We start from the raw sequence: 19,183 nt of genomic DNA, 5'->3' as shown, positions 1-19,183 counted from the left end.
CGGCCCAACGGCTCCGCGTCGAGGACGGTGTCCCCGGTGATGTCCATACCCGCGGGATCGGCGCGCAGCGCGGCCAGCTGCGCCGGGTCGCGCAGCAGTGCGAAGGTGCCCAGCGCCTCGGCGGTGGTCTGCTCGACGCGCTCGGTGAGCAGCCGCGTCCGCCGAACGTTGAGCCTGCCCACCGACGGTTTCCTGTAGCGCCCGTGCTGTGGCTCGTCCATTTCGCGAGGCCCGGCCCCCGGCATGGATCGGCGCCGGGACCGGGCGCACGGCCGAACTCGCTCGGACGGGTTCGTTACGCAGGATCGGACAGTCGTGCCGCGAGGAGTTCCTCGGAGCGCTCCCACAGCCCGCGAGCGAGTTCGGCGTCGGCCGCCTGCGGGTTGCGCGGCGTACTGGCCCTGCGCTTGTAGTAGTAGGCCCCTGACCGCCAGTCCGTTCCGGGGACGCCCTCGGCGAGCCACACGATCTGGTCCGCGCCCTGGTCGGGTGTGGACAACATGACGTGCCCGAGCGGTGTCCTGGTTCCGAGGAAGCGCATGAGGCGCATGACAGGGCTGGTGGTGTCGGACGCGAAGTTCGTGGCGACGTTGCCCGGGTAGAAGCAGGCCGCCGAAAGGCCGCTGGAGTGGTAGCGCCGATGGAGTTCCGTCGTGAACAGGATGTTCTCCAGTTTCGCCGCGCTGTACGCGTGGACCGGGTCGTAGTCGCGATCGTGGTCGAGGTCGTCCAGGTGGATCTCCTTGGCGAACCTCACCGTGCTGGAGGTCTGGAGCACCGACGCCCGCGAGGCGATGAGCGTGTCCAGGAGCCGCAGTGTGAGCAGGAACGGCGCGAGGTGGTTGACCTGGAAGATCTTCTCGAAGCCGTCCACCGTCTTCGTCCGGGTACCGAACACCCCGCCGGCGTTGTTGGCCAGCACGTCGATCCTCGGATAGGCGGCACGGAGCCGACTGGCAAGCCGCTCGACGTCGTCGAGGCGGGTGAAGTCCGCGACGTAGCTGTCGACCTCGAGTTCGGCGGCGACAGCGCGGGTCTTGTCGGCCGAACGGCCCACGACGACGACGGTGTGCCCGTCCGCGCGCAGCCGCCGCGCGGCGGCTGCCCCGATGCCGTCGCTCGCGCCCGTGATGACGACCACCTTGTTATCGCTCATCGCTTCCTCGCACCCTTCCTTTGATGGGACTTAATCTCATTCGTGAGATACAGTACCACCAATGGTTTGTAGTACCGTGGAGTCATGGGTCCGAACCAGGCTGCGCGCGGCATACGGGCGCGAGCACGTGAGGCGATGCGCGCCGAGGTGGCCACGGCTGTCCAGGATCTGGTCCTCGAACGCGGTTACGAGGAGACGACGGTGGAGGACATCTGCGGGGCCACAGGGGTCTCCCGCAGCACGTTCTTCCGGTATTTCTCCTCCAAGGAGGAGGCCCTCTTCGGTGAGTCGGCGGACGCCGGTGAGCGCCTGAGTGAAGCGCTCACCGGCCGACCACTCGACGAAGCGCCCTGGGTCGCCATGCGGCGTGCGCTCGACACACTGATCGAGCAGTACGAGGCCCACGACGAACGCACCCGACGTCTCACCCGACTGGTCGTGAGCACACCCTCGCTGGCCGCTCGACACCGGGAGAAGAACGATCGCTGGCGGGAACTGCTCCGGCCCGAGATCGCCCGTCGCCTCGGCGCTGATCCGGCCGACGCCTCCGACCCGCGTGCCGACGCCGTGATCGCTGCCGCCCTTGGCTGTGTGGAGGCGGCTCTGTCCGCGTGGACGTCGAGCACTCAGCCGCAGGCGCTCTCGGAGATCCTGGACCGCGCCATGGGCGCTGCGTCCTGTCCGAAGTGAGTCCGAGAGCGCGCACCGAACGGCTCGGCCGCGAGCGGTACGGCTAGGCCGCGGGGTCGCGGTTGTACAGCTTCCTGGCCCACAGGTAGGAGACCAGGGCGATGCCCGCGCACCAGGCGACCGCCACGACTCCGCTGTCACCGGTCCCGGTGCCCATCAGCAGCCCGCGCAGGGCGTCGATGACGGGTGTGAACGGCTGGTACTCGGCGAACCAGCGCAGGCCGGTCGGCAGTGTCTCGGTGGGGACGAAGCCGCTGCTCAGGAAGGGCAGGAAGAGCAGCGGCATGGGCAGGTTGCTCGCGGCCTCGACGGTCTGGGAGACCAGACCCAGCGCCACGGACAGCCAGGTCAGGGCGAAGGAGACCATCGCCAGCAGGCCGACGGCCGCCAGCCACTCCACCGGACCGGCGGTGGGCCGGAACCCGAGCAGCATCGCCACCGCGGCGACCAGGGCCACGCTCAGCATCGACTGGACCAGGCTGCCGACGACGTGGCCGGTCAGGACCGACACCCGGGCGATGTCCATGGTGCGGAACCGGGCGACGAGCCCGCCGGTCATGTCCATGGCCACCGAGATGGCCGTCCCCTGGGCCGCGCTCGCCACCGCGATCAGCATGATCCCGGGGGCGATGTAGTCGAGGTAGTCGGCGCGGCTGGCCGCGGCCCCGCCCGCGCCGGGGCCCATCGCGCCCCCGAAGACGTACACGAACAGCAGGAGGAGCAGGACCGGCGTCGCGACCAGGAGCAGCGTCATGGACGGGTAGCGCAGCATGTGCCGCAACTGGCGGGTCACCATCGTGGTCGAGTCGCCGACGGCGTGGGTGAGGGTGGTCATCGGTTCGCCTTCCGTGCGTTGTCGTCGGCGCTCCGGTGGCCCGTGAGCGCGAGGAAGACGTCGTCGAGGGCCGGAGTCTGCACCGACAGCTCCTCGGGGGTGATCGACGCGGTGTCGAGGCGGTCCAGGAGGTCGCGCAGGGAGCCGAACCCTCCTCCGCCGGGCACCCTGAGCGCCAGCGCGTCGGTGTCGGCCTCGCCGCCCAGGACCCGGGCCGCCGACTCCAGCGCCTCGGCCTCGGTGAAGCGCAGGCGGACGTGGCCGCCGGGGACGCGGCGCTTGAGTTCGGCGGCTGTGCCCTCGGCCACGATCGTGCCGTGGTCCAGGACCGCGATGCAATCGGCGAGCTGGTCGGCCTCCTCCAGGTACTGCGTGGTGAGGAAGACGGTGACGCCGTCGGCCACGAGATCGCGGATGATCTGCCACATGTCCCGGCGGCTGCGCGGGTCCAGGCCGGTGGTCGGCTCGTCGAGGAAGATCAGCCGGGGCCCGCCCACCAGGGTCATCGCCAGGTCCAGGCGGCGGCGCATGCCCCCGGAGTAGGTGGAGGCGGGCTTGCCCGCCGCGTCCACGAGGTCGAAGTGCTCCAGCAGTTCGGTCGTGCGGCGGGCGGCGCGGGCCCGCCCCAGACGGTGCAGCCTCGCCATGAGCATCAGGTTCTCGCGCCCGGTGAGCAGGCCGTCCACCGCCGAGTACTGCCCGGTGACACCGATCGCAGCGCGCACGGCGTCGGGCTCCGTCGCCACGTCGTGCCCCATGACCCGGGCCTGACCGCCGTCGGCGCCGATCAGCGTGGACAGGATCTTGACGATGGTGGTCTTGCCCGCGCCGTTGGGCCCCAACAGCGAGAACACGGTTCCCGAGGGGATCTCCAGGTCGACGCCGTCCAACACGGCGTGGTCGCCGTAGGACTTGCGCAGTCCGGTGACCGTGACGGCCGCCGGATGGGGGGTGTGCTGGTTCATGTGCGCTCTCGTCTCTGTCTGTTCAGGACCGGTGGACCATGACGTCGCCGTGGACGCTGCGGGCGCGGATCTCGACGGTCTCCTCGGCGGGGCCGGGGGTGTCGGCGGCCTCCAGGGAACTGCGCACGACGCCCTTCTTGGACACCGCGTCCAGCCAGGCGGCGGTGCCCTCGCGGACGCCGATCTCCAGTTCGCCGAAGGCGGTCTCGATGTCGACGCCGCCCCGGACCACCTGGCCGAGTCGGATGCTGCCGTGGTGGGTGCGCGCGGTGACGGAGGCCAGGGCGCGGTCGGCGGTGATGTCACCGTGCGCGGAGTGGGCCCGCAGGTCCCCGGTCACCGTGCCGAGGGTGAGGGCCCCGCCCGTGGTCTTGACCACGGCGGAGCCGTCGATCTCTCCCACCCGGATCCAGCCGTACCCCGTGGTGAGCTCGGCGTTGCCGGTGACGCGGTCCACGGCGATGTTGCCGTGGGAGAGGGCGATCTCGGACGCGCCCAGGGGTCCCTCGCAGCGGACGCCGCCGAATCCGCCGGTGGCGTGGACGCGCGAGCCCGCGGGCAGTTCGACGGTGATGTCGACCATGCCCTTGCGTCCGATCACGCGGCCCAGGCCCGAGGGCTGGGGGTCCCTCACCTGGAGGCGGCCTCCGGCGTAGTCGACCTCGACCTGCTCGGCGGCCCGCACGTCGCTCTCCTTGGCCTCGTCGCGCGGGCGGACCTCGACGGTGGTCTCGGTGCGGCCTCCGGCGCTGATCTGGAGGTTTCCGGCGACCAGGGTGATGTCGGCGGTGACGGGTTCGGGGGTGTCGAAACTTGGCATGGCTGTCTCCCTGACGTGGCGCTGGTGATCGTCTCCGCTGGTGGGAGACGCGGTGATGGTGGGGGTCCGGCGGCCGGATCCGGTCAGCGGACCCAGCCGGTGTAGCCGCGGCCGATCTGGCGTGCCCGGGTGTCGGGTCGGCGCCTGCCGCTGTCGAGCGACGCTGTCACCGCGCGCACCAGCCAGGCGTTGACCGACAGCCCCTCGCCGCGGGCCGCCTCCTCGACGTGCGGCTTGAGGCGGTCGGGCAGGCGCAGGGTGATCCGCGACGTGCCCCCGTCCTCGGCGTCGGCCCGGAGCTGGTCCGCGAGGGACCGGTCGACATCTCTGACGTCACTCTGGTGCGTCTGTGGCGTCGCCAGGCCGCCCTCTCCTGCGTCCTCGAAATCGGGTGACGTCACGATGAAGTCGGTCCGCCGTCCGCGCAGCCGAACCTCGACCGACCCGGGCGCGAGGTCGCGCGTGATCTCGTCCGCGGCGGCGGAGAGCGCGTCCAGCAGGGTCAGCCGCGCGGCGGGTTCCAGGGCCGCACTGAGGCGCTCGGCGATGACCCGGGTGTCCTCGTCCCCGGCTTCGGCGGCCACCTGGAGTTGGCGGCGGAGTTCGTCGACATACGGCATCAGATCCATGACGTCATAATGGCGTCGTAAGTGATGTCATGTCAAGCCCCCGTCGCCCGAACCCGACACCACGCCCGCCCGCCCGCACCAACATCCGGCGCACTGCTTGCCCACTATTCCTACCAACATAGTAGATTTAACTCCGTCGCCAGGACGGCGCTGGATCCGGCACCGACGGCGGACCGGCCCCGGGTGCTCCGGTCCGGGGCCGGGCACCGCGCCGACCTCCACCGTCCCCGCGTATCCCTCCCCACCGGAAGGCCCACATGCGCACGCTCGTCATCCTCGCCGTCGCGGGATTCTTCGCCCAGCTCGTCGACGGCAGCCTCGGCATGGCCTACGGCGTCACCTCCACCACCCTGCTCCTGCTCTTCGGCACCAACCCGGCCGCGGCCTCGGCCACGGTCCACCTCGCCGAGATCGGCACCACGCTGGCCTCGGGCGTCTCGCACTGGCGCCTGGGCAACGTCGACTGGAAGGTCGTCCGGCGCATCGCGCTGCCCGGCGCGATCGGCTCGTTCGCCGGGGCGACCTTCCTGAGCTGGCTGTCCACCGAGGCCGCCCAGCCGGTCATGTCCGGCATCCTGCTCGCGCTCGGCCTCTACATCCTCATCCGCTTCACCGCGTGGGGCACCCCGACCCGGAACCTGGACAAGCCCCTGCGCAGGCGCTTCCTGGCACCGCTCGGGCTGGTGGGCGGGTTCGTCGACGCCACCGGAGGCGGCGGCTGGGGCCCGGTCGGCACCCCCGCCCTGCTGGCCAGCGGGCGCATGGAGCCGCGCAAGGTCGTCGGCACCATCGACACCAGCGAGTTCATCGTCGCCCTCGCCGCCAGCCTCGGCTTCCTCGTCGGGCTGGGCGCGGCCGGGATCAACGTCGGCTGGGTGCTCGCGCTGCTGGTCAGCGGGATCATCGCCGCGCCGATCGCCGCCTGGATCGTGCGCTACATCCCGCCCCGGATCCTCGGCTCGCTGGTCGGCGGGCTGATCGTGCTGACCAACACCCGGACGCTGCTCGGCACCGACTGGCTGTCCCCTCCCCCGGCACTCCAGACGGCCGTCCACGTGCTCGTGTGGGCGGCGTGGATCGGCGCCGTGGCCTGGTCGCTGCGCGCCCACCTCGTCGAGCGCCGTACCGCCCCCGCGGTCTCGGAGGGAAGCCCGGAGCCGGACACGGAGCAGAGCACGGAGCAGGAAGAGCAGCGGTCCTCCGACACCGCTCCCTGAGGGGGAGCCCCGGCGCGGGGCGTCACGGCGTCCGGCCCGGGCCGCGGGCGGGTCAGTCCAGCTCGCGGGCCAGCAGCGGGATCTGGCCGCCCGCCAGCACCGCCTGGACCTGCGCCGGGGAGAGCTGGTGGTCCAGCCGGTACTCCTCGTCCCTGGTCGTGTTGCGCACGGTCAGCTCGGAGCCGGAGGACAGGGCCTCCTCCAGGCCGTCCAGGAGGAGGACGTCGCCGGGGCCGACGCGGTCGTAGTCGTCGGGCTCGGTGAACCGCAGGGCCAGGACCCCGAAGTTGGCGAGGTTCTGCCAGTGGATGCGGGCGAAGGACTTGGCGATCACCGCGCGCAGGCCCAGGTAGCGGGGGGTGATCGCCGCGTGCTCCCGGGAGGAGCCCTGCCCGTAGTTCTCCCCGCCGACCACGATGTGGCCGCTCTCGCGGCCCGCCTCCCTCGCCCGGCGCGGGTAGTCCTCGTCGATCCGGGTGAAGGTGAACTCGGCGAGCTGGGGGACGTTGGAACGGAAGGGCAGCGCGCGGGCGCCCGCCGGGGAGATCTCGTCGGTGGAGACGTCGTCGCCGACCTTGAGCAGCACCGGCGCCTCGATCCGGTCGGGCAGCGGCGGGAAGTCCGGCAGCGCGGAGATGTTGGGCCCCTTGACGAGTTCGACCCGCGCGGCCTCCTCCGGCGGCAGCGGCGGGACCAGCATCGCGGTGTTGACCGTGGCCCGCTCCGGCAGCCTCAGGTCGGGGTGGGCCATGCCCAGCTCCCCGGCCAGGTCGCGCGGGTCGGTGATGACGCCGGTGAGCGCGGAGGCGGCGGCCGTCTCGGGGGAGCACAGCCAGACCGCGTCCTCCCTGGTGCCCGAGCGGCCGGGGAAGTTGCGCGGGAAGGTGCGCAGCGAGTTGCGGCCGACGGCGGGCGCCTGGCCCATCCCGATGCAGCCCAGGCATCCGGCCTGGTGGATGCGGGCCCCGGCCTGGATGAGGTCGAGGGTCGCTCCCATGCGGGTCAGGTCGGAGAGGATCTGGCGCGAGGACGGGTTGACGTCGAAGCTGACCGCGCTGTCGGTCTGGCGGCCCCTGACCATGGCGGCGGCGATCGCGTAGTCGCGCAGCCCCGGGTTGGCGGAGGAGCCGATGACGACCTGGCTGACGTCGGTGCCCGCCACCTCGCGGACCGGGACGACGTCGCCGGGCGAGGAGGGCCGGGCGATGAGCGGTTCCACCCGGGACAGGTCGATCCCGTCGGTCACGTCGTAGTCGGCGTCGGCGTCGGGCAGCAGTTCGGTGAAGTCGTCCTCACGGCCCTCGGCGCGCAGGAAGTCGCGCACCGCGTCGTCGGAGGGGAAGACCGTGGTGGTGGCGCCCAGCTCGGCGCCCATGTTCGCGATGACGTGGCGGTCCATGGCGGTGAGCGTGGCGACCCCGGGGCCGTGGTACTCGATGATCCGGTTGAGCCCGCCCTTGACCCCGTGCCGCCGCAGCATCTCCAGGATGACGTCCTTGGCCGAGGTCCACGGGGGCAGCTCGCCGGTGAGGCGCACGCCCCAGATCCGCGGCGCCCGGACGCGCAGCGGGCGCCCGGCGATGGCCATGGCGACCTCCAGGCCGCCGACGCCGACCGCCAGCATGCCCAGCGATCCGGCGGCGCAGGTGTGGGAGTCCGAGCCGACCATCGTCGCGCCGGGCACCCCGAAGCGCTGCATGTGCGTGGGGTGGGAGACGCCGTTGCCGGGCTTGGAGTACCACAGGCCGTACCGGCGCGCCGCCGAGTGCAGGAACGCGTGGTCCTCCGCGTTCTTCTCGTCGGTCTGGAGCAGGTTGTGGTCCACGTACTGCACGCTGACCCCGGCCCGGGTGCGGTCCAGGCCGAGGGCCTCCAGCTCCTGCATCACCAGGGTGCCGGTGGCGTCCTGGGTGAGGGTCTGGTCGACGGAGAGCCCGATGACCTCTCCGGGCGCCATCTCCCCCTCGACCAGGTGCGCGTCGATCAGTTTGCGCGCGACTCCGCGTCCCATGGCGATCTCCCCTCGTCCGCCTCCCCCCGCCCCTGACCGCACGGGCGCGCGGCAAACGGGGGCTCCGCCGGTCCGGTGCGCGACGGGACGGAAACGGCCGGGCGGAGACGGCCCGTCCGACCGTCCCGCGAGGGATCTTCCGATGAGGGGGTTGTCACACGGGGGCGTGGTTCCTACCATGGTGCCCGCCAGTCGAATCGATTCGACAAATCCGTACGCCGGGTTGTCGAAGCGCTTCGACAACCATGAGGGGGAGGGAGCGCGATGGTGACCATCAAGGACGTCGCCGCGGCGGCGGGGGTGGCCCCGAGCACGGTGTCCTACGTGCTCAGCGGCTCCCGCAGCGTCTCCGAACGGACCCGGACCGCGGTGCGGACGGCCATCGACGAGCTGGGCTACCACCCCAACGCGGGCGCGCGCTCCCTGCGCAGCGCCCGCACCCGCGTGATCGCGCTGGCCCTGCCGCTGGCCTCGTCCGGCTACCTGCCGGTCGGCGGGCGGTTCATGTACGGGCTGAGCCGCGCCGCCGGGGAACTGGACTACGACCTGCTGCTCCTGACCGTCCGCGACGACGACGCCGGGGCGTACGGGCTGGAGCGCGCCGCGCGCAGCAGGCTCGCCGACGTCGCGGTGATCATGGGCGTGGAGATGGAGGATCCCCGCATCGGCGCGATGGACGCGCTGGGGTTCCCCGTGGTCGTCCTCGGCCGCCCCTCCGACGAGGACGCCGCGCCCTGGGCCGACCTCGACTGGGAGGAGGCCGCGGTCGCCTCGCTGCGCCTGCTGCACGGGGCCGGGCACCGCGACCTGTGCTTCGTGTCGACGGTGGAGGAGGACATCGCCTCGGGCCGCAGCTACTCCGTACGCGGTCTGCGCGGCGCCGAACGCGCCGCCGCCGAACTCGGTGTCCCCGTGCGCGTCCTGCCCTCGGCGAAGGACCCCGCCGAGCTGTACCGGCGGCTGGACGCGCTCTTCGACGGCGGGCACCCGCCCACCGCGCTCGCCGTCCAGCACCCCGCCGCCGTACCCGGCGTCCTGCGCCACCTCGCCGCACGCGGCACCGACGTGCCGGGGGACGTCTCCCTGGTGGCCATCGGCAGCTTCCCCGAGGACCTCGGAGGACTGGACGTGACCCGGATCGAACTGCCCGTCGAGCGGATGTCGGCCGCCGTGACCCGGCTGGCCGCCGAGGCCGCGCGCGGCAGCCCGGCCCTCCTCGGAGCACGGAGTGAACTCATCCCACCCGAGGTCACCCACGGGGGGACGGTCACCGCTCCCCCGGCCTGACCCCTTCCCCACCTGCCCCGACGACCCGCTCGCCGGACCCGACGGCCGGTCGCGGCCCCGGCGGCGCCAGCCCCCGGCACGACGCGACCGACGCGCTGACCCCCGACCCCCGCCGAAGAGGCCCCCCGACATGCACGAACACCTACACCGTCCACTACGAACGGCGTCGGCGGCCGCCTGCGCCGCGGCGCTCGCCCTGACGGGCGTCGGTTGCGCGGCCGAGCGCGACCCGAGCGTGTACACCGTCATGAACTCCAGCACCGACGAGCCGTACCACACCTGGGACCGGGAGGCCATGGACGCCTGTGGCGAACAGGTGGGCGTGGAGGTGCGCCAGATCAGCGTGCCCGCCGACCAGCTCGTGCCCAAGGCCCTGCGGATGGCCTCCTCCGACTCGCTCCCCGACGTGCTCTCGCTCGACGGCTCGGACCTGCCGCAGTTCGCGGCGGCCGAGGGCCTGGTACCGCTGGAGGACCTCGGCATACCCACGGAGGACCTCTCCGAGGGCGCGCTCTCCATCGGCAGTTACGAGGGCGTGTACTACGGCGCCGCACGGTCGGTGAACTCCCTGGGGCTCTTCTACGACACGGCCGCCCTGGAGGAGGCGGGCATCGACCCGCCCCGGACCTGGGCGGAGCTGGAGGAGGCCGCCGCGGAGCTGACCGGGGGCGAGCGCTACGGTCTCGCGATCAGCGCCCTGGCCACCGAGGACGGCGTCTACCAGTTCCTGCCGTGGCTGTGGTCCAACGGCGGCGACGAGAGGGAGCTCGCCTCGCCGGCGTCGGTGGAGGCGCTGGAGTACGTCACCTCGCTGGTCGATGCGGGATCGATCTCCCCCTCGGTGGTCAACTGGACCCAGGCCGACGTCAACGACCAGTTCATCGCGGGCAACGCGGCCATGATGGTGAACGGCCCCTGGCAGCTGCCGGTCCTCCAGGAGCACCCCGACCTGGAGTGGGCCGTGGCGGAGATCCCCGTGCCCGAGGCCGGGGACACCTCGGTCGCGCCGATCGGCGGAACCACCTTCACCGTGCCGGTCAACGGCGAGGACCCCGACCGCGAACGCGTGGCCGGCGAACTCGTGGCCTGCCTGACCACGGCTGAGGCTCAGCTGGACTGGTCGACCAAGGGCAGTAACGTGCCCGTCGACACCGAGGCGGCCGAGCAGTACCGCGACCTGGTCCCGGAGCTGGCCCCGTTCGTGGACCAGGTGCGCACGGCGCGCAGCCGGACCGAGTACGCCGGTACCGAGTGGAACACCTACTCCCAGGCCGTCGGCACCGCGCTACAGGCGGCGCTCACCGGCGAGGCGAGCCCCCAGGAGGCCATGGAACGCGCCCAGGCGCGGGTCGAGGCGGAGCTGGAGGGCCGGTCGTGACGACGACTACGACGACAACGACGGCGACCGCGAGGACGACGACCGCGCCGCGCGGGCGCCGGAACCCCACGAACCAGAACCTCACGAAGTGGCTGTTCGTCGCCCCGGCGCTGCTGTACATGCTGCTGTTCTTCGGGTACCCGCTGGTCCGCAACGTGGTGATGAGCTTCCAGGACTACACCTTCTCCACGTACTTCACGGGGGAGGCGCCGTTCAACGGGCTGGACAACTGGCGGGCGGTCTTCGCCAACGAGCTGTTCGGCGCGTCCCTGTGGCACACCCTCCTGTTCACGCTGGGGTCCCTGGCGGGCCAGTTCTGCATCGGCATGGCGCTCGCGGTCTTCTTCAGCCGCCGCTTCCCGCTGTCCGGGATCATGCGGTCCCTGCTCCTGCTGCCGTGGCTGATCCCGATGGTGGTGGCCGGCACCGTCTGGCGCCGGGTCCTGGACCAGGAGACCGGCGTGCTGAACGAGTCGCTCCAGGCGCTCCAGATCACGTCGTCGGCCGTGCCCTGGCTGAGCAGCCCCGACTTCGCGCTGCTGTCGGTGGTGCTGGTCAACGTCTGGATCGGCATCCCCTTCAACATGGTGATCCTCTACGGCGGGCTCCAGGAGATCCCCGCGGAGCTGCGCGAGGCGGCCGTGCTCGACGGCGCGGGCCCGCTGCGCACCTTCTTCGGGGTGACCCTGCCCCTGCTGCGGCCCGTCGTGACCGTGGTGCTGGTGCTGGGCTTCATGTCGACCGTGAAGATCCTGGACCTGATCCTGGCGCTGACCAACGGCGGCCCGGCGCACTCCACGGAGACCCTGGGCACCCTCACCTACCAGCTCTCCTTCCTCCAGCTCGACTTCGGCCAGGGAGCCGTGGTCGGCAACGTCCTGATCCTCGTCAGCATGGTGTTCGCGGTCATCTACCTGCGCGCCAACCGTGGAGGTGTCACCCGATGAGCGCCGCACCCGAGAGCACCGCCCCCGCCCCGGCGGGCCCGACCCGGCGCGGCGGGGCACCGGCCGCCGCGCGGCCCCGGCGCCCGCTCATGACGCGCAGGGCGCGGGGCGACGCCGTGAGCGCCGTGTTCGGCGTCCTGATCCTGGCCGTGCTGCTGTTCCCGCTGTACTGGATGGTCAACACGGCGCTGCAACCGGGCGCCGCGATGGTGGAGCTGCGATGGTTCCCGCGCACGCTCGACCTCGGCAACTTCCAGCGGGCCTGGGAGTCGCAGGCGGGCAACCTGCTCACCTCGATCCTGGTGGCGCTCGGCGCGGTCGCGGTCTGCCTGCTGGTGGCCACCCCGGCGGCCTACGCCCTGGCGCGGTTCCGACTGCGCGGCGCGGAGACGGTCGTGTTCGCCACCCTGATCACCCAGATGGTCCCGGGCATCGTCGTGGCCAACGCGCTGTACAACGCCTACGTCGATCTGGAACTGGTCAACTCCTACCTCGGGCTGATCCTGGCCGACGCGTCCCTGGGAATCCCCTTCACGATCGTCCTGCTGCGCGCGTTCATGGTGTCCATCCCCGAGGAGGTGCTGGAGGCCGGGATGCTCGACGGCGGCGGACGCCTGCGCGTGCTGGTCTCGATCGTGCTGCCGATGAGCCGCAACGCGCTGATCACGGGCAGCCTGTTCACCTTCCTGTTCGCGTGGTCGGACTTCCTGTTCGCGCTGACGCTGAACACGACCGACGCGGTCAAGCCCGTGACGCTCGGCATCTACGAGTACATCGGCGCGCACGTCGGCGACTGGGGCGCCGTCATGGCCGTGGCCGTCCTCTCCTCCATCCCCGCGGCGGTGCTCCTGGTCGTCGCGCAGAAATACGTGGCGGCCGGGATCTCCGGGGGGTCGATCAAGTGACCCGCCGCCGCCCGCACCACCGGCGAACCGAGACCACGACGACAGGGAAGGGCCGCCCATGAAGTTCACCGACGGTTTCTGGCAGATGAGGGAGGGAGTGCGCGCCAACCGCGCGCACGAGGCCCGCGACGTGCGGGTGCACGACGACCGGTTCACCCTCTACGCCCCGGTGCGCCCGATCGGGCACCGGGGGGACACGCTCAACACACCGCTGATCACGGTGGACTGCTGGTCGCCCGCGCCCGGCGTGATCGGCGTGCGGACCACGCACCTGGCGGGCTCGGTCCGGCGCGCGCCGGAGTTCGACGTGCGCGGCGACCCCGGCGCCGCGCCCTCCGTGAAGCGGGACGGTTCCTCGGTGGAGCTGACCAGCGGGGACCTGTCGCTGCGGGTGGCCACCGAGGGCCCCTGGCGGATGGAGTTCCGCGCGGGCGGCGCCGTGCTGACCGGCTCCGACGCCAAGGGCACCGCCTTCGTGGAGGACGCGGACGGCTCCCACCACATGCTGGGGCAGCTGTCGCTGGGGATCCGCGAGCTCGTGTACGGCATGGGCGAGCGGTTCACGCCGTTCACGCGCAACGGCCAGACCGTGGACATCTGGCAGGCCGACGGCGGCACGAGCAGCGAGCAGGCCTACAAGAACGTGCCGTTCTACCTGACCAACCGGGGCTACGGGGTGTTCGTGGCGCACTCGGGCCCGGTGTCGTTCGAGGTCGGCTCGGAGTCGGTGGGCCGCGTGCAGTTCAGCGTGGAGGACCACGCCCTGACCTACTACGTCGTCCACGGGGAGAGTCCCAAGGAGATCCTGGCCCGCTACACCGCGCTCACCGGCCGCCCCGCGCTGCCGCCGGAGTGGTCGTTCGGGCTGTGGCTGTCCACGTCGTTCACCACCTCCTACGACGAGGACACGGTCAACCGCTTCATCGACGGCATGGCGGAGCGGGGCGTGCCGCTCAGCGTGTTCCACTTCGACTGCTTCTGGATGCGCGAGTTCCACTGGTGCGACTTCGAGTGGGACCCGGAGCTGTTCCCCGATCCCGTGGGCATGCTCTCCCGGCTCAGGGCCCGGGGGCTGCGGACCTGCGTGTGGATCAACCCCTACATCGCCCAGCGGTCGGCGCTGTTCGAGGAGGGCTCCCGGCTGGGGCACCTGGTCCGGCGGCCGGACGGGACCGTGTGGCAGTGGGACATGTGGCAGGCGGGGATGGCGCTGGTCGACTTCACGTCCCCCGACGCCCGCGCGTGGTACGCCGGGAAGCTCAAGGCCCTGCTCGACATGGGTGTGGACTGCTTCAAGACCGACTTCGGCGAGCGGGTGCCGACCGACGTCGTGTGGTCGGACGGCTCCGACCCGCAGGCCATGCACAACTACTACACGCACCTGTACAACGAGACGGTGTTCGACCTGCTGACACGCGAGCGCGGTGAGGGGGAGGCCGTCCTCTTCGCGCGCTCGGCCACGGCGGGCGGCCAGAGCTTCCCGGTGCACTGGGGCGGCGACTGCGCCTCGACGTTCGAGGCGATGGCGGAGAGCCTGCGCGGCGGCCTGTCCCTGGGGCTGTCGGGGTTCGGCTTCTGGAGCCACGACATCGGCGGCTTCGAGGGCACCCCCGACGCCGCGGTGTTCAAGCGGTGGCTCGCGTTCGGCCTGCTCTCCTCGCACAGCAGGCTGCACGGCAGCCGCTCCTACCGGGTGCCGTGGGACTTCGACGAGGAGTCCACCGAGGTGGCCCGCGTGTTCACCCGGCTCAAGTGCACGCTCATGCCCTACCTGTTCGGAGCGGCCGTGCAGGCCCACCGGGAGGGGACGCCCATGATGCGCGCGATGCTGCTGGAGTTCCCCGACGACCCGACCTGCCACCACCTGGACACGCAGTACATGCTGGGCGAGGACCTGCTGGTCGCCCCCGTGCTGAGCCCGGACGGCTCCGTGGAGTACTACGTCCCCGAGGGCGTGTGGACCCACCTGCTCACGGGCGAGACGGTGCGGGGCCCGGCCTGGCGCCGCGAGACCCACGGGTTCGACTCCCTGCCCCTGCTGGTGCGGCCGCACGCGGTCCTGCCGGTCGGCGCGGTGGACGACCGTCCCGACTACGACTACACGGACGGGCTGACCCTGCACGTGTACGGGGCCGGGGACGCGGCCCCGGCGTCCAGCACGGTCGTGCCGTCCGCGGACGGCTCCGCCGCCGCGGTCTTCCGGACCGAGCGCTCGGGGGACGGGGTCACCGTGGAGGCCGAGGCCGCTCCGGCCCACGGGTGGCGGGTGCTGCTGGTCGGCGTGCGCGGGGCCGAGACCGACGGTCCCGGCGCGGAGGCCACCGAGACCGACCGGGGCGTCCTCGTGTCGGTCCCGGCCGGTACCGCCCGCGTCGGCGTCCGCCTGACCTGAGGCGGGTCTCAGGAGAGGGGAGAAGCGCCCCGACGCAGGAGGAGGCCCCCGGCGCGCCGGGGGCCTCCTCCGTCACGCGCGGCGGGTCAGGCGTCGGCGTCCGTCTCCTCCCGGGGCGCGCGGGCGTCGCGCATCAGGGCGGCGTAGCCGTCCTCCAACGTGGCGGCGACGGGAACGGCCTCCGCGGAGGGAGTGTCAGTGACGACGCGGTAGCGCATACCGTCCCCGGTGGACGCGGCGTTGGTGACGGAGAGGTCCCCGACGGGCTGGGGTCCGCCCGTGTCGACGTGGTAGGTGCGGTCCTCCGCGAAGGCGGTGAGGCCCGAGGTCGAACCGTCGTAGACGATCCGGCCCGCCACCAGGACGGCGGCCCGAGAACAGGTCTGGGCGACGTCGTCGAGGATGTGCGTGGACAGCACCACGGTGCGCCGCCCGCCCAGGCTCGCGAGCAGGGCACGAAGACGCATACGCTCCTCCGGGTCCAGGCCCACGGTCGGCTCGTCCACGACCAGCAGCCGGGGATCCCCCATGAGCGCCTGGGCGATGCCCACCCGCCGTCTCATCCCTCCGGAGAAGCCGCCCAAGCGCCGCCTGGCGCTGTCGGCCAGGCCGACCTGGTCGAGCAGGGCCTCGACCTGGGCACGGCGGGCCCGTCTGTCGTCGATTCCCTTGAGCAGACCGACGTAGTCGAGGAACTCGCGGGCGCTGAGGTCGGGGTAGAGGTCGAGGTGCTGAGGCAGGTAACCGAGCATCCGCTTGACCGAGGCGCGCCCGGCCCGGTCGCCGAGGTCGTGCCCGCCGACGGTGACGCGCCCCGACGAGGGCCGCAGGACACCGGTGAGCAGCCGCATCAGGGTGGTCTTCCCTGCCCCGTTGGGGCCGAGCAGGCCGATCATCCCTGCGCCGAACTCCAGGTCCACCGCGTCCAGCGCCGTGTGCCGGCCAAAGGTCTTGGTCAGGCCGTTGACGGTGACGTCCATCGGATCACCTTCTCCGCATCATGATCAGGCGCGCGCAACCGACCATCAGGGCCGTGCCCAGCAGCACGCACGCGAGGTTCACCAGGCCGGTCACCGCACCGTCGGGAGCCGGGCTGAGCCATTCGGCCTGTCCGTGTCCGGCCCAGACCGGGGTGGTGCCGAACCACGCCTGGGCCGGGTACTCGCCGCCGGGGACCAGGACGGTACCGACCGGGGTGGGAACCCACAGCAGGGTGTAGTTCCAGCTGACGGCCCAGAACCACAGCGGGACGACCAGGAACCGGGCCAGTGTGACCGGCAGGACCAGTCCCAGCAGCGAGGCCAACGCCGTCATCCACACGCAGGCGGGCAGCACGACGAGCAGGAAACCCAGTGCCGCCCACGCCAGTGCCATGGCGTCACCCGTGCGCACCGTGATGACCGCGCCCAGGGCCGCGACCAGGGCCAGGACGGGGAGGAGCGCGACGGCGAGCGCGCCGCCAAGGACGCCGGTGGTCCGGACCGTACCGTTCAGCGGCGTGGTGTCGAGGAGTTCGTCCAGCCCCGTGGCCCCGCCGCGGCGCAACCGGTCGGCCAGCACCACGGCGACGCCGACGGGCACGAGGAGGGTCAGGGCCTCGGCCATCGCTCCGGCGTTGAGCCGCGCGCTCTCCTGTCCGGTCAGTGGCGCGTGGGCGATGACCAGCCCCAGCAGGGACACCGGGACCATTCCGATCCACACGCCCCTGGCCCGCACGGCCATGCGTGCCTCGTAGCGGACGACCGCCGCGATCCCTCTCACACCGCCTCCTTCGCCAGGACCCGGGCGGGATCGTCGAGAGACCTCAGCCCGCACCAGACCAGCAGTGCTCCCGCGAGGGCGCAGACCGGCCGGTCCACCTCCGGGGGAACGTTGACCGCCCAGAGGAGGGCGTAGCCCAGCCACACCGCGATCAGCGCGCCCGACGCCGCGGAGACCGAGTGCCACCGCGCCCACGCGCACAGCGCGACTCCGGCCAGCAACGCCGTGGTGCACGACACGGCCACGGCCGACTCGGCTCCTCCGGCCACGATGACGGCCGTCCCCTCCGCCCTGGCGCCGGGGACGGAAGCGATCCCCCCGGCCGCGGCACCCGCGACCGCGGCGAGGACCGCCACGATCGCGAGCCGCCGCGCCACCATGACCGGGACCCGCACCGGCGTGGACGAGTGGAGCTCCCACATCCGCTCCCTGCCGATCACCGCCACGACGCACAACGCCGCGAGGCCGGCCAGCGCGACGCAGGAGACGAGGAGCAGGACCGGCCGCGCCATCGGAGGGAACAGGAGCACGGTCAGGCCCGCCGCGACCCCGGCGACCGGCAGCGCCCAGACGGCGGGGCCGCAGCGACGCGACTCGTGGCACAGCAGCGAGACCGTTCGGGGAACGCGGTTCCCGGTCACACCGCACCTCCCCAGAGGCCGTGTCGGGGACGGGTGACGAGAAACGCGGCGAGCCCGAACAGCAGCAGCGCCGCCGTCAGGGTGCCGACGTTGGTGGTCCACGCGGTCGCGATCACCCCGAGGAGGACCCCGGGCACCGGCAGCAGGTCGCCCATGGCCGCGGCCGCCCCGGCCAGCCATCCGCAGCCCCCCAGCGCCGCTCCGACCATCGGGGAGTGCCACACCGCGCCGAACGCGGCGAGCGCCGCCGTGAGCAGGGCCGGACCGAGCCACAGAGTGACCAGGTGCACGACACCGGCGTCATCCCCCGGCAGTCGCCCGACCACGACGGTGAGCAGTGTGGCGGTGACGAGGTCGACGCCCACGACGAGCGCCAACCTGGCCAGCCACACCGCGACGGGCGGCACCGGCATCGAGTGGAGCACCTCCCGCCGGGGATCACGGCGCGGCTCGCACACGGCGAGGGCCCCCATCGTCACCAGGAGGGTGATCCCCGGTCCCAACAGGGCCGATCCCATGAACGGACCGAAGCTCCAGGCGAGGAACAGCAGCGCCACGAACCCCGAAGCGGTCAGCGGCCACAGCGCACCGGGCACCAGACGGGCCTGGCGCAGTACCAGCGCGGTGGTGAGCCGCCACGACGCCGTCGCGGTCGGAGCGGCCACCGGAACGGGATCGGCCGGGCGACGCAGTTCGGGCAGCACGAGCGCGTCGAAGGCCGGGACGGCGACGTCGAAGGCGGGGACGTCCTCGGCCTCGACCGCGGTGACCGCGTCGCGCAGCGCCTCGGCCTCGCCCGTCCTGCGGCGGCAGTGCGCGCATTCCGTGAGGTGCGACGCGACCTCCGCGCCGAAGGGGGCGTGCCCGGCGCGAGCCGCGGCAAGGATCTGCTCGTCGTCGAGGTGTCTCATGTCCCTTCGGTCCCCTCGTTCCGCAGTGAGCGCACCAGGCGTGCGCGGGCGTGCGCCATACGGCTCTTGACGGTGCCCACGGGCACACCGAGCACCTCGGCGATGTCGCGGTAGGGCAGGCCGTCCACGAAGGCGAGCACGACGACCTCCCTGGACCGTGTCGGCAGACGGCGGACGGCGGCCATGATCGCCTCGTGGCCGAGGGTGGCCAGCACCTGCCCCTCGACGTCGGCGCGGACGTCAGCGGGTTCGGGCGCCTCGTCGACGTCGACCGTCGTGAGCGCGGCCCTGCGTAGACGGTCGTGGGCCCTGCGCCGGGTGATCCCGAGCAGCCAGGCGCGCACCGACGCCTCGCCCCGGTAGCCACCGGCCGAGCGCCACACCGCCAGCCACGCCTCCTGGAGGATCTCCTCGGCCGTCCCGGTGTCGGAGGTGAGGCGGCGCAGCAGGCGCAGCATGTCGGCGGCGTGGCGTTCGTAGAGGCGGCGCAGCGCGTGCTCGTCACCGCAGGCGACGCGTGCGAGCAGGGTGGAGTCCGCGTCCACCTGTTCCTCCTTCACGCTCGCCGGGGGCCGCGGGTGGGGTGGTGGGGGGGGGGGGGGGGGGGGGGGGGGGGGGGGGGGGGGGGGGGGGGGGGG

At 72.4% G+C, this 19,183-nt stretch carries 19 protein-coding genes; 8 read left to right on the top strand and 11 right to left on the bottom strand.

All coding sequences use genetic code 11. The features are described 5' to 3' along the window. The first annotated feature begins 36 nt into the window (after nucleotides 1–36). Entirely contained in the window at nucleotides 37–198 is a 162-nt protein-coding gene (locus tag ACSIH6_RS22765) for a hypothetical protein (protein ID WP_435110343.1), read from the top strand. 97 nt (nucleotides 199–295) lie between these two features. Here ACSIH6_RS22765 and ACSIH6_RS22760 read toward each other — a convergent pair whose 3' ends face one another. After that, nucleotides 296–1,156 (bottom strand): SDR family NAD(P)-dependent oxidoreductase, encoded by an 861-nt coding sequence (locus ACSIH6_RS22760; protein WP_435110342.1) that lies wholly within the window; start codon nucleotides 1,154–1,156, stop codon nucleotides 296–298. A gap of 84 nt (nucleotides 1,157–1,240) precedes the next feature. Between ACSIH6_RS22760 and ACSIH6_RS22755 the strand changes: the two genes are divergently transcribed. Continuing rightward, nucleotides 1,241–1,846: an acyl-CoA-like ligand-binding transcription factor gene (locus ACSIH6_RS22755; protein WP_435110341.1), complete on the top strand. Its 606-nt coding sequence runs from the start codon at nucleotides 1,241–1,243 to the stop codon at nucleotides 1,844–1,846. A gap of 43 nt (nucleotides 1,847–1,889) precedes the next feature. Here ACSIH6_RS22755 and ACSIH6_RS22750 read toward each other — a convergent pair whose 3' ends face one another. From ACSIH6_RS22750 to ACSIH6_RS22735, 4 genes are all read right to left on the bottom strand, one after another. Continuing rightward, nucleotides 1,890–2,681: an ABC transporter permease gene (locus tag ACSIH6_RS22750; protein ID WP_435110340.1), complete on the bottom strand. Its 792-nt coding sequence runs from the start codon at nucleotides 2,679–2,681 to the stop codon at nucleotides 1,890–1,892. Continuing rightward, nucleotides 2,678–3,646, bottom strand: a complete 969-nt coding sequence (locus ACSIH6_RS22745; protein WP_435110339.1) for an ATP-binding cassette domain-containing protein — start codon at nucleotides 3,644–3,646, stop codon at nucleotides 2,678–2,680. Before ACSIH6_RS22745 ends, ACSIH6_RS22750 begins: the two co-directional genes overlap by 4 nt. A 22-nt stretch (nucleotides 3,647–3,668) precedes the next feature. Then, nucleotides 3,669–4,466 carry a DUF4097 family beta strand repeat-containing protein gene (locus tag ACSIH6_RS22740; protein ID WP_435110338.1) on the bottom strand — a complete coding sequence of 266 codons (798 nt, stop codon included), beginning with the start codon at nucleotides 4,464–4,466 and terminating at the stop codon, nucleotides 3,669–3,671. 83 nt (nucleotides 4,467–4,549) lie between these two features. Next, complete coding sequence (locus ACSIH6_RS22735) at nucleotides 4,550–5,095, bottom strand: histidine kinase (RefSeq protein ID WP_435110337.1); 546 nt, start codon at nucleotides 5,093–5,095, stop codon at nucleotides 4,550–4,552. 257 nt (nucleotides 5,096–5,352) lie between these two features. Between ACSIH6_RS22735 and ACSIH6_RS22730 the strand changes: the two genes are divergently transcribed. After that, nucleotides 5,353–6,312 (top strand): sulfite exporter TauE/SafE family protein, encoded by a 960-nt coding sequence (locus ACSIH6_RS22730; RefSeq protein ID WP_435110336.1) that lies wholly within the window; start codon nucleotides 5,353–5,355, stop codon nucleotides 6,310–6,312. A 52-nt stretch (nucleotides 6,313–6,364) separates the two neighbouring features. On the opposite strand, the gene ACSIH6_RS22725 is transcribed toward ACSIH6_RS22730, so the two are convergent. After that, on the bottom strand, nucleotides 6,365–8,323 hold the full coding sequence (locus ACSIH6_RS22725; protein ID WP_435110335.1) for an aconitate hydratase: 1,959 nt from the start codon (nucleotides 8,321–8,323) through the stop codon (nucleotides 6,365–6,367). A gap of 264 nt (nucleotides 8,324–8,587) precedes the next feature. On the opposite strand from ACSIH6_RS22725, the gene ACSIH6_RS22720 reads away from it, so the two are divergent. The 5 genes from ACSIH6_RS22720 (at nucleotide 8,588) to yicI (ending at nucleotide 15,232) form a co-directional block, all read left to right on the top strand. Continuing rightward, nucleotides 8,588–9,610: a LacI family DNA-binding transcriptional regulator gene (locus tag ACSIH6_RS22720; protein WP_435110334.1), complete on the top strand. Its 1,023-nt coding sequence runs from the start codon at nucleotides 8,588–8,590 to the stop codon at nucleotides 9,608–9,610. A 130-nt stretch (nucleotides 9,611–9,740) separates the two neighbouring features. Then, nucleotides 9,741–10,988 carry a sugar ABC transporter substrate-binding protein gene (locus ACSIH6_RS22715; RefSeq protein WP_435110333.1) on the top strand — a complete coding sequence of 416 codons (1,248 nt, stop codon included), beginning with the start codon at nucleotides 9,741–9,743 and terminating at the stop codon, nucleotides 10,986–10,988. Further along, nucleotides 10,985–11,935 (top strand): carbohydrate ABC transporter permease, encoded by a 951-nt coding sequence (locus ACSIH6_RS22710; RefSeq protein ID WP_435110332.1) that lies wholly within the window; start codon nucleotides 10,985–10,987, stop codon nucleotides 11,933–11,935. Before ACSIH6_RS22715 ends, ACSIH6_RS22710 begins: the two co-directional genes overlap by 4 nt. After that, on the top strand, nucleotides 11,932–12,840 hold the full coding sequence (locus ACSIH6_RS22705; protein WP_435110331.1) for a carbohydrate ABC transporter permease: 909 nt from the start codon (nucleotides 11,932–11,934) through the stop codon (nucleotides 12,838–12,840). Before ACSIH6_RS22710 ends, ACSIH6_RS22705 begins: the two co-directional genes overlap by 4 nt. A 58-nt stretch (nucleotides 12,841–12,898) precedes the next feature. Next, nucleotides 12,899–15,232 carry an alpha-xylosidase gene (gene yicI, locus ACSIH6_RS22700; protein ID WP_435110330.1) on the top strand — a complete coding sequence of 778 codons (2,334 nt, stop codon included), beginning with the start codon at nucleotides 12,899–12,901 and terminating at the stop codon, nucleotides 15,230–15,232. A gap of 86 nt (nucleotides 15,233–15,318) precedes the next feature. On the opposite strand, the gene ACSIH6_RS22695 is transcribed toward yicI, so the two are convergent. From ACSIH6_RS22695 to ACSIH6_RS22675, 5 genes are read right to left on the bottom strand one after another with little or no spacing between them, the layout of a single operon-like run. Next, nucleotides 15,319–16,212, bottom strand: coding sequence for an ABC transporter ATP-binding protein (locus tag ACSIH6_RS22695; RefSeq protein WP_435110329.1), 894 nt, complete (start codon nucleotides 16,210–16,212; stop codon nucleotides 15,319–15,321). Between the two features lie 4 nt (nucleotides 16,213–16,216). After that, nucleotides 16,217–16,993 carry a hypothetical protein gene (locus ACSIH6_RS22690; RefSeq protein ID WP_435110328.1) on the bottom strand — a complete coding sequence of 259 codons (777 nt, stop codon included), beginning with the start codon at nucleotides 16,991–16,993 and terminating at the stop codon, nucleotides 16,217–16,219. Continuing rightward, nucleotides 16,990–17,634: a hypothetical protein gene (locus ACSIH6_RS22685; RefSeq protein WP_435110327.1), complete on the bottom strand. Its 645-nt coding sequence runs from the start codon at nucleotides 17,632–17,634 to the stop codon at nucleotides 16,990–16,992. Before ACSIH6_RS22685 ends, ACSIH6_RS22690 begins: the two co-directional genes overlap by 4 nt. Next, nucleotides 17,631–18,545, bottom strand: a complete 915-nt coding sequence (locus ACSIH6_RS22680) for a hypothetical protein (protein ID WP_435110326.1) — start codon at nucleotides 18,543–18,545, stop codon at nucleotides 17,631–17,633. The genes ACSIH6_RS22685 and ACSIH6_RS22680 overlap by 4 nt, the downstream gene beginning before the upstream one ends. Next, complete coding sequence (locus ACSIH6_RS22675) at nucleotides 18,542–19,090, bottom strand: RNA polymerase sigma factor (RefSeq protein WP_435110325.1); 549 nt, start codon at nucleotides 19,088–19,090, stop codon at nucleotides 18,542–18,544. The genes ACSIH6_RS22680 and ACSIH6_RS22675 overlap by 4 nt, the downstream gene beginning before the upstream one ends. Nucleotides 19,091–19,183: the final 93 nt, after the last annotated feature.

It is taken from the genome of Nocardiopsis synnemataformans (assembly GCF_965343085.1).
GTDB classification, from domain to species: domain Bacteria; phylum Actinomycetota; class Actinomycetes; order Streptosporangiales; family Streptosporangiaceae; genus Nocardiopsis; species Nocardiopsis alborubida.
Note: the sequence above shows the minus strand (reverse complement) of the source record. Positions and strands in the feature narration are given on the sequence as shown.